The organism is Neisseria sp. P0020.S003 (assembly GCF_051957095.1).
Classification (GTDB): Bacteria; Pseudomonadota; Gammaproteobacteria; order Burkholderiales; family Neisseriaceae; genus Neisseria; species Neisseria subflava.
The window spans coordinates 19,498-27,712 of record NZ_JBQCWU010000023.1 but is presented as its reverse complement, the minus strand read 5'-3'; the positions used below and the strand labels follow the sequence as shown (position 1 = coordinate 27,712).

Annotated in this window: 12 protein-coding genes; 9 read left to right on the top strand and 3 right to left on the bottom strand. The window is 55.0% G+C overall.

Features of this window, described 5'->3' with window-relative positions:
• Positions 1–212: 212 nt before the first annotated feature.
• The 9 genes from ACTHTQ_RS10230 to ACTHTQ_RS10190 all read left to right on the top strand — a co-directional run bounded on the left by ACTHTQ_RS10230 (position 213) and on the right by ACTHTQ_RS10190 (position 6,236).
• The gene (locus ACTHTQ_RS10230) at positions 213–1,121 is read left to right on the top strand and encodes a dialkylrecorsinol condensing enzyme (protein ID WP_440363848.1); all 909 of its coding nucleotides are present in this window, start codon (positions 213–215) and stop codon (positions 1,119–1,121) included.
• 37 nt (positions 1,122–1,158) lie between these two features.
• Positions 1,159–1,578 carry a nuclear transport factor 2 family protein gene (locus tag ACTHTQ_RS10225; protein ID WP_049329759.1) on the top strand — a complete coding sequence of 140 codons (420 nt, stop codon included), beginning with the start codon at positions 1,159–1,161 and terminating at the stop codon, positions 1,576–1,578.
• 115 nt (positions 1,579–1,693) lie between these two features.
• On the top strand, positions 1,694–1,939 hold the full coding sequence (locus ACTHTQ_RS10220) for a GNAT family N-acetyltransferase (RefSeq protein WP_440363847.1): 246 nt from the start codon (positions 1,694–1,696) through the stop codon (positions 1,937–1,939).
• Positions 1,940–1,958: 19 nt separating this feature from the next.
• Entirely contained in the window at positions 1,959–3,125 is a 1,167-nt protein-coding gene (locus ACTHTQ_RS10215) for a beta-ketoacyl-ACP synthase III (RefSeq protein WP_440363846.1), read from the top strand.
• On the top strand, positions 3,126–3,521 hold the full coding sequence (locus ACTHTQ_RS10210; protein ID WP_440363845.1) for a hypothetical protein: 396 nt from the start codon (positions 3,126–3,128) through the stop codon (positions 3,519–3,521). It abuts the gene before it with no gap.
• 8 nt (positions 3,522–3,529) lie between these two features.
• A complete protein-coding gene (locus tag ACTHTQ_RS10205; RefSeq protein WP_440363844.1) occupies positions 3,530–4,204 on the top strand; it encodes a glutathione S-transferase family protein in 675 nt (224 codons plus the stop codon).
• A 162-nt stretch (positions 4,205–4,366) separates the two neighbouring features.
• On the top strand, positions 4,367–5,041 hold the full coding sequence (tsaB, locus tag ACTHTQ_RS10200; RefSeq protein ID WP_440363843.1) for a tRNA (adenosine(37)-N6)-threonylcarbamoyltransferase complex dimerization subunit type 1 TsaB: 675 nt from the start codon (positions 4,367–4,369) through the stop codon (positions 5,039–5,041).
• Positions 5,038–5,481 carry a ribosomal protein S18-alanine N-acetyltransferase gene (rimI, locus tag ACTHTQ_RS10195; RefSeq protein ID WP_440363842.1) on the top strand — a complete coding sequence of 148 codons (444 nt, stop codon included), beginning with the start codon at positions 5,038–5,040 and terminating at the stop codon, positions 5,479–5,481. Before tsaB ends, rimI begins: the two co-directional genes overlap by 4 nt.
• Positions 5,475–6,236, top strand: coding sequence for a uracil-DNA glycosylase family protein (locus tag ACTHTQ_RS10190; RefSeq protein WP_440363841.1), 762 nt, complete (start codon positions 5,475–5,477; stop codon positions 6,234–6,236). The genes rimI and ACTHTQ_RS10190 overlap by 7 nt, the downstream gene beginning before the upstream one ends.
• Positions 6,237–6,307: 71 nt before the next feature.
• Here the strand turns inward: ACTHTQ_RS10190 and ACTHTQ_RS10185 are convergent, their stop codons facing one another.
• The 3 genes from ACTHTQ_RS10185 to thiE form a co-directional block, all read right to left on the bottom strand.
• Positions 6,308–7,096, bottom strand: coding sequence for a thiazole synthase (locus tag ACTHTQ_RS10185; protein WP_063076800.1), 789 nt, complete (start codon positions 7,094–7,096; stop codon positions 6,308–6,310).
• A 118-nt stretch (positions 7,097–7,214) separates the two neighbouring features.
• The gene (gene thiS, locus ACTHTQ_RS10180; RefSeq protein WP_049351218.1) at positions 7,215–7,409 is read right to left on the bottom strand and encodes a sulfur carrier protein ThiS; all 195 of its coding nucleotides are present in this window, start codon (positions 7,407–7,409) and stop codon (positions 7,215–7,217) included.
• Between the two features lie 42 nt (positions 7,410–7,451).
• Positions 7,452–8,069, bottom strand: a complete 618-nt coding sequence (thiE, locus tag ACTHTQ_RS10175; protein WP_049329750.1) for a thiamine phosphate synthase — start codon at positions 8,067–8,069, stop codon at positions 7,452–7,454.
• Positions 8,070–8,215: the final 146 nt, after the last annotated feature.

The following is an 8,215-nucleotide window of genomic DNA, read 5'->3' as shown; positions in this document are numbered from 1 at the left end:
TATGGGGCGTCCGGGGAGGATTAAGGGGGCATTTGGGTAGAATTAGGAGTGATTTGGGGAGGGAAATAGCCGAAAACCTTTGTTTAGGTTTCGGCTGTCGGGGGAAGGGCTTTTTTGCAAAGGTCTCTGAATATGAATAAAGTTCAAGGCCGGTCGGTTTACTATATAATACCGTCCAAACCAACCATAACTTACTCATTGCAGGGAAGATAATGAAAAAAGTGCTGATTGTGCATTACTCGCAAACGGGGCAGCTCTCCAGCCTAGCGCGAAATTTTGCCGCGCCGTTGCAAACAGCCGGCGTACAGGTCGATTGCGTCAATATCGTACCGGAGCAGGCATTTCCGTTTCCGTGGCCGTTTTGGCGTTTTTTCGATACCTTTCCTGAAACCGTCCATTTAAAACCCGCCCCGATTCTGCCGCCGCAAACTCCATCCGAAGATTACGATGTGGTGGTCATTGCCTACACCGTTTGGTTCCTCTCTCCTTCGCAACCGATGACCGCCTTTTTGCAACGCGAAGAAACGCGCCGGCTGCTGGACGGCAAACCGGTCATCACGCTTATCGGCTGCCGCAATATGTGGCTGGGCGCTCAGGAAAAAATGAAATCTTTGCTGAAACAAAACGGCGCCAAACTCATCGGCAACATCGTAAAAATCGATGCCTGCAACAGCGCGGCAAGTTTCATTACCACGCCCGCATGGATGCTGACCGGCGACAAGCGCTATTTCCGCTCCCTGCCCTCCGCCGGCATTGCTGAAGAAGAATTGGCGGATGCGGCGCGGTTTGGTACGAAATTGCGCGATACACTATTGAACCAACAACCTTTGGACGACACCCTGTTTCAAAACATGGGCGCAGTGACAGTCAATGAAAAACTGATTTTCAGCGAACGCGCCGCCGGTCGCAGCTTCTTCGTCTGGGGCAAGCTTTTGATGGCGGCAGGCCGTATTTCTCCGCTCTTGCGCCGTGCCTTGTTGTGCTTTTACATCGTATTTTTATTGGCGATGATTTTGGTGGTTTTACCTGTCAGCGTGATTTTGAAAAAACTGCTGCATCCGCTGCTCAAAGGCCGTCTGAAAAAACTGGCGGATTATTACGGCCAACCTTCCGGCGGATAAATCGGATTGCGGGCGGCAACCTGTAAGGAGACTGTATATGGACGATTTTGAACGCATTTACCGCGACTGGCACGAATATGCCAAAAACCGCGACACCGACGCGCTGATTGCGCTGTATGCCGACGACGCCGTATTTGAAAGCCCGCTGGTGCCCGCGATTATGAATACCGACAGCGGCATCCTGTGCGGCAAGGCCGAAATCCTGCGTTTTTTACAGGAAGGTACGCGCCGCCGTCCCAACGATTTGGTGCGCTGGTATCGGGACGGCCGCTATTTCGTTGCGGGCGATACGCTGGTGTGGGAATACCCGCGCCAGACGCCCGACGGCGATCAGGTGGATATTTTGGAAGTGATGCGACTGGAAGGCGGCAAAATCAAGCACCACCGCATTTATTGGGGCTGGTTCGGCACGCAGATGCTGACAGCTTCGGCACTCGCCAAAGCGATTAAGGCTTGACGCCGGAAGCCGCACCGACGTTGGCAGAGGCCGTCTGAAAACGACCAAAATGTTTTGCAGCAACGGCCGACGACAGTCTTGCTTTTCAGACGGCCTCAAATACAGAAAGCACTCCATGCCCGAAGTTATCCACTACCCCAAACGCCGTCGCTTTCAAATCGATATTGACGGTTTGGAAGCAGGCTACATCAGCTATACCGAACACAACGGCGGCTGGGACATAAACCATACCGAGGTCTCGCCCAACTTCCGTCATCGCGGCATTGCCAAACTGCTGGTGAGCGCGCTGATGGAATACGCCGAAACACACCACATCCCGTTGACTGCAAGCTGCGACTACGCGGCACGGTTTATCGGTTGATTATTTTGACAACCACATCATGACATCGAATAACACACTCAAAGACGTTTATCTCAACCGCGTTTCTGCCTTCTTGCCCAATACCCCCGTCGGCAATGACGAAATGGAAGCCGTCCTCGGCATGGCAGGCGATGTACCATCACGCGTGCGCCGTATGATTTTGCGTTCCAACGGCATTTTGTCGCGCCATTACGCCATCGACCCCGAAAGCCGCCGCACGACGCATACCAATGCCGAGTTGGCTGCCGAAGCAGTCAATGGCTTATTTGCCCAAGGCGTTCCTGCAGAAGCCATCGGCAGCCTAGCGTGCGCCACTTCCTATCCCGACCAAACCATGCCCGGACACGGCGTGATGGTGCATGGTTTGCTGGATATGCCGCCTTGCGAAGTGTTCAGCATGGCGGGCGTATGCGCGGCAGGTATGGCGGCGATGAAACACGCCTACAACGCTGTGCGCACCGGCGAACACGCACATGCAGTTTCCGTTGCTTCCGAAAACGCCTCGGCGGTCATGCGCGGCGAAGTGTTCCAACGCGAAACCGACCATAAAAAACTGGAAAACGCTTCCCCCGAAATCGGGTTTGAAAAAGACTTTTTGCGCTGGATGCTGTCTGACGGCGCAGGCGCGGTGTATCTGTCCGACCGCCCCAATTCAGACGGCCTCAGCCTGAAAATCCATTGGATAGACCTGCTTTCCTACGCCAACGAAATGCCGCCCTGCATGTATGCCGGCGCAGAATTCCGCGACGGCGTATTTGAAGGCTGGAAACACGCCGATGCCGATTACGGCCGCCGCCACAGCCTGATGGCGGTCAAACAAGACGTCAAACTGCTGAACGAAAATATCGTCCGCTATACAGTGGAAAAACCCCTCTCCCAAATCGCCGCCAAACACGGCATCCGCGCCGAAGAAATCGATTGGTTCCTGCCACACTACTCTTCCGACTTTTTCCGCGACCGCCTTTCAGACGGCCTGAAAAATATCGGCTTCGACATTCCGCAGGAAAAATGGTTTACCAATCTGCACAGCAAGGGCAACACGGGTTCAGCCTCGATTTACATCATCCTTGAAGAATTTTTGCGCACTTTCCCCATCGAACACGGCCAAAAAATCCTGTGTTACGTTCCGGAAAGCGGCCGTTTTTCAACATGTTTCATGCTCTTGGAAGCAGTAAAGGCCGTCTGAATGAAGATTGACGACATCCCTCAAGACAACAGCGCCAGCTACCACGGCCACCGTAAAGTCATCTACGGCACCCGCGACGGCCACTACGAAGCGGCCACCAGCAACGGTTGGCAGGACGAAGCCTACGCCACCGAAATGGCGGTGTACGAACTCGATACCCAAACGCAGGCCGCGCGCGAAGCCGTCGAAAAAGGCGAATATTCGCCGCTGTACTACCATATGTTCCGCTGCCGTTATGATGAAACCGGCTTGGCCATGGCGGCAGGCGTATGGAAATGGCAGCTGCGCCGGCATTTCCGTCCCGAAGTGTTCGCCAAACTACCGGCCAAAACCCTGCAAAAATACGCCGATGCCTGCCAAATCAGCATAGACGGCCTCAAACAAACCGATATTTAAAGCCCCTCATGATTACCCTGCATTCGCTAGACCAATCCCGCGCCCTGCGCATTGTTTGGCTGCTTGAAATCCTCGGTACGCCCTACCACCTGCAAACCTACCGCCGTCATCCCGACACTTTGCTCGCCTCTGACGAACTCAAAGCCATCCATCCCTTGGGCAAATCGCCTTTATTGGACGATGACGGCTTTATCTTGGCGGAAAGCGGCGCGATTACCGACTATCTGATTCAAACCTACGGCAACGGCCGTCTGATGCCCGAACGCGGCAGCCGCGAATACTGGCAATATCAACGCTGGCTGCATTACGCCGAAGGTTCGCTGATGCCGTTATTGCTGCTCGGAATGGTGTTCCGCCGGATTGAAAGCGCGCCCATGCCGTTTTTCGTCAAACCGATTGCCCGCAAAATCAGCGGCAGCGTCAAAAGCAGCTTTATCCATCCGCAAGCCGCGCTGCATCTTGCCCACATCAACAGCGAATTGGAAAACCGCAAATGGTTGGTCGGCAACAGCCTCAGCGGTGCCGACATCATGATGAGCTATCCGCTGCAAGCCGCAGCCGACCGCTTCGATTTCGCCGACTACCCCAATATCTGCGCTTATTTGCAACGCATCGAAGCGCATGAAGCCTACTGCCGCGCCGTTGAAAAAGCAGGTTCGCCTTTATTGAAACTCAACCAATAAAACAAGGCCGTCTGAAATATTTTCAGACGGCCTGAAACCTTGGTTCACTTATCGAATAGCTTTGCAGCAAACGGCATTTTTACCCAAGCGCCGCCCGAGTGCTTTGTTCCCCCTCGCCGTTCCACTATAATGGCAACCCATATCCTTCTAAAAAATAACACCATGCCAACCGACAACCGCCCGACTCTTGCCATCGACACCAGCACATCCTTTCTGTCCATCGCATTGGAACATCAAGGCGAAATCCGCCTGTTTCACGAAAACGTCGGCACCAAGCAATCCGAACAAATCCTGCCGCAAATCGAACGCCTCTTCAAAGAAGCGGGCATTACTGCCGCCGATTTGGGCCGCATCGTTTATGCACAAGGCCCCGGCGCATTTACCGGCCTGCGTATCGGCGCGGCGGTTGCACAAGGTTTGGCCACGCCATTTGACACGCCCATGATCGGCATTCCCTGCCTCGATGCCGCCGCTTCGCTGCTGCCGCCATCCAGTTGCGTACTGGCGGCCACCGATGCGCGCATGGGCGAAGTGTTCTACGCATGGTTTGATACGCAAAACCACGTCCGCTTGAGCGATTACACGGTTGGCAAAGCCGCCGCCATTACCGCGCCCGAAGGCAAAACGCCTAGCGGCGGCATCGGTAACGCCTTTGCCCTCGCCGACAAACCGCCTTTTGACGGTCAAGCCGATATGCCGACCGCCACCGACTATCTTAAACTTGCCCGCAGCGGCCGCTATGTTGCTACTGACGCGGCACACGCCGAGCTGCTCTACGTCCGCAACAAAATTGCCCTGACCGCGCAAGAGCAAGCCCAACAAAAGGCCAAACCGTGAACCTGCGTCCAGCCGTACTTGCCGACTGCCCCACCCTTGCCGCCATCGACGCACAAGGCAATCCTTCGTCGTGGACGGCGCAGCAGTTTGAATCAGCTGTTCAACACCATCCCGACAGCGTTTGGCTCAGCCAGACCGACCACCAAATTACCGGCTTTATCGTGTGGCAAACCGTATTTGACGAATCCGAGCTGCACCTGATTGCCGTCGCGCCCGAATACCGCCGCCAAGGCATTGCGTCCGCCCTGCTGCAACACTGGCAAAACGCAGTGCAACAGCAAGGCGCAACCCGATTGCTGCTCGAAGTCCGCGCAAGCAATGAAACCGCGCAACAGCTCTACCGCAAACACGGCTTCCAAACCTGCGGCCGCCGCAAAAACTACTACGCCCTGCCCGACGGTGGCAGCGAAGATGCCGTATTGATGGAGAAATCATGTTAAGCAGCCGCTACCTGCACCTGCACGAAGCCTTGGGCTTGGGCCCAATGTGGCTGAACCGAAACGCCAAAATCATCCATGCTGCGCCTCAAGCCGCAGCCGCGCCCGTCCGCCCAAAAACCATTGTTGCCGATACCGCGCAAGCCGTGCGCACTTTATCCGCAGGTGCCCATCAGGCACGCACTGCCGCCATTGCCACTGCGCAAACGGCCAAACCTGCTGTCCGCGTTCCCGAAGCGGCACCCAAAACCATTGTCGAAACACCGGCAAAAACAGAAAAAGCCGCGCATTCAGACAATCTGCCCCGTCTTGACGTAACCATCAGGCCGTCTGAAATCATGGTAATCAGCATTTGCCCGTCCACCGAAGACAGCCTGCACAGTACGCTGTTTAGCGGCGACGTCGGCACGCTTCTCGACAACATCCTCGCCGCCATCGGCCTCAAGCCCGATCAGGCGCACAAAACCGCATGGGTCAAAACCGCACCCGTATTTACCGCCCTGCCCGATGCCGAACACATCCGCGCCGAGCTTGCCGAAATGCAAAACGAGCTGACCGCTTCGCAAGCGCGCGCAGTATTGTTCCTCGGCAAAATCTTCGACAGCCCCGACATGATCGGACTGATGAACGAATTGTGCGCAGAGCGGCCGCATTTCGTCATTCCCCACCCTGCCCGCCTACTGATGCAGCCGCAACTCAAAGCGCAGGCATGGCAAATCTTAAAGCCATTGAAACAGCTTTTGGCCAAGGCCGTCTGAACATTCTGTTCAAGCTGAAATCAGGTTTTTCACCAATAAAAAAGGGCGTGTTCGACACGCCCTAATGTTTATCAATATTCCGCCGAATGCCAGAAAGGCTGGCCCACTGTCGGCGTACTGGCGCGCGCTTTCTCACGCGCTTCCACAGGTTCCGCCTCATAAGCCAGACGGCCCGACTCAACCGCAAGCGCAAAAGCGCGTGCCATATTGACCGGATCGCCGCTGCGGGAAACGGCGGTATTCAGCAACACGCCGTCAAAACCCCATTCCATCACTTGCGCCGCCTGCGAAGGCAAACCCAAGCCTGCGTCGATAATCAGCGGCGTGTCGGGCAGGCGTTCGCGCAAGACTTTCAGCGCATAAGCATGAACCGCGCCCAAACCCGTGCCAATCGGCGCCGCCCACGGCATCAACGCCTGACAGCCTGCGTCAAGCAGGCGGCGGCAGGCAATCAGGTCTTCAGTGCAATAAGGCAGCACTTTGAAGCCGTCTTTAATCAGAATTTCCGCCGCTTCGACAAGCTGGAACACATCGGGCTGCAACGTGTCATCATCGCCGATAAGTTCAAGCTTGATCCAATCGGTATCAAACACTTCGCGTGCCATTTGCGCAGTAGTCACGGCTTCCTGCACACTTTGGCAACCTGCGGTATTGGGCAATACAGGCACGCCCATTTCTTCCAACAATGACCAAAAACCCTGCCCGTGCGCTTCGCCGCCGCTACCGGCACGGCGCAATGAAACGGTAATCATCGCCGGTCGCGCGATTTGGACAGACTGCTTGAGGATTTCCGGCGTCGGATAAGCAGCCGTACCGAGCAGCAGCCGTGAAGGGAAAGTTTCTCCGTATAGGGTAAACATGATGAATTCCTTTGTATTGTTTTTTAGATTTTAAGCATGGGGCAATCGGGCAACCCTGCCCGATATTCAAACAGGCAAAAGTCGGGCGCAAATACCCGACCTGTTGATTGCAAATCGCTTATCCGCCGACCACAGGGCGCACAATGTCCACTTTATCGTTTTCGTTCAAAACCGTTTCCGCATACGTGCCTTTGGCGACAAACTGGGTATTGACGGCAACGGCAAACGGTTTTGGCGGCGAAGTTTGGGCGATAAGGTCGGCAACGGTTGTGCCGTTTAATGTGATGGTTTCATTGTTCAATATAATCTTCATGATGTTTGCTCCTCTTGTCAGACTTCTTATTTTCAGACGGCCTTATTCATCCCACAAAGCCTGAAACGCTTTAACCACCGCTTCGGGATTTTCCGCTTCGGTCACGGCGCGGACGACGGCAAGTGAGGAAACGCCGGTGGCAAGCACATCTTCGGCGTTGTTCAAATCGATGCCGCCGATGGCGACGACGGGCGTGCCGCGTGCCTGTCTGACGTATTCGCGCAGTTTGTCCAAACCTTGCGGGGCGGTCGGCATTTGCTTGGTCGTGGTCGGGAAAATCGCACCGCTGGCGACGTAGCTAGGTTGTACGGACAAGGCGCGATCGAGTTCGGCAACAGAGTGCGTACTCAAGCCCAAGCGCAAACCGGCAGCTTCAATCGCGGCTAGGTCGGCAGTGTCCATGTCTTCCTGCCCGAGATGCACGCCGTATGCACCTGCGGCAATCGCTTCGCGCCAGTGGTCGTTGATGAAAAGCTGGGTTGCACTGTTTTGACAGGCTACGACGCAACGTTCGATTTCGCGTTTCAACTCGTCGCCATGCAGGATTTTACAGCGCAGTTGCACCGTGTCGGCACCTGCTTTGACCATGCGCTCGACCCAGTCAGCAGTGGGAACAACGGCGTAAAATTTCAGGGGAGATTTGAGTGGCGGGAAGGTCATAACGGCTCCGAAAGGAATAATTCGTTGTTATATTATCAGAAAAGGCCGTCTGAATAATATTTGTTTTCAGACGGCCTGATTGAAAAAATGAATATTGCCCTATTCGGCTTTGGCTTTATAAAAATATGAACATACTGATGGGTTAT

Bases quoted from the DNA above. Each gene is read 5' to 3' on its own strand.
- ACTHTQ_RS10230 (WP_440363848.1), top strand. From the start codon at position 213: ATGAAAAAAGTGCTGATTGTGCATTACTCGCAAACGGGGCAGCTCTCC.
- ACTHTQ_RS10225 (WP_049329759.1), top strand. From the start codon at position 1,159: ATGGACGATTTTGAACGCATTTACCGCGACTGGCACGAATATGCCAAA.
- ACTHTQ_RS10220 (WP_440363847.1), top strand. From the start codon at position 1,694: ATGCCCGAAGTTATCCACTACCCCAAACGCCGTCGCTTTCAAATCGAT.
- ACTHTQ_RS10215 (WP_440363846.1), top strand. From the start codon at position 1,959: ATGACATCGAATAACACACTCAAAGACGTTTATCTCAACCGCGTTTCT.
- ACTHTQ_RS10210 (WP_440363845.1), top strand. From the start codon at position 3,126: ATGAAGATTGACGACATCCCTCAAGACAACAGCGCCAGCTACCACGGC.
- ACTHTQ_RS10205 (WP_440363844.1), top strand. From the start codon at position 3,530: ATGATTACCCTGCATTCGCTAGACCAATCCCGCGCCCTGCGCATTGTT.
- tsaB (WP_440363843.1), top strand. From the start codon at position 4,367: ATGCCAACCGACAACCGCCCGACTCTTGCCATCGACACCAGCACATCC.
- ACTHTQ_RS10190 (WP_440363841.1), top strand. From the start codon at position 5,475: ATGTTAAGCAGCCGCTACCTGCACCTGCACGAAGCCTTGGGCTTGGGC.
- ACTHTQ_RS10185 (WP_063076800.1), bottom strand. From the start codon at position 7,096: ATGTTTACCCTATACGGAGAAACTTTCCCTTCACGGCTGCTGCTCGGT.
- thiS (WP_049351218.1), bottom strand. From the start codon at position 7,409: ATGAAGATTATATTGAACAATGAAACCATCACATTAAACGGCACAACC.
- thiE (WP_049329750.1), bottom strand. From the start codon at position 8,069: ATGACCTTCCCGCCACTCAAATCTCCCCTGAAATTTTACGCCGTTGTT.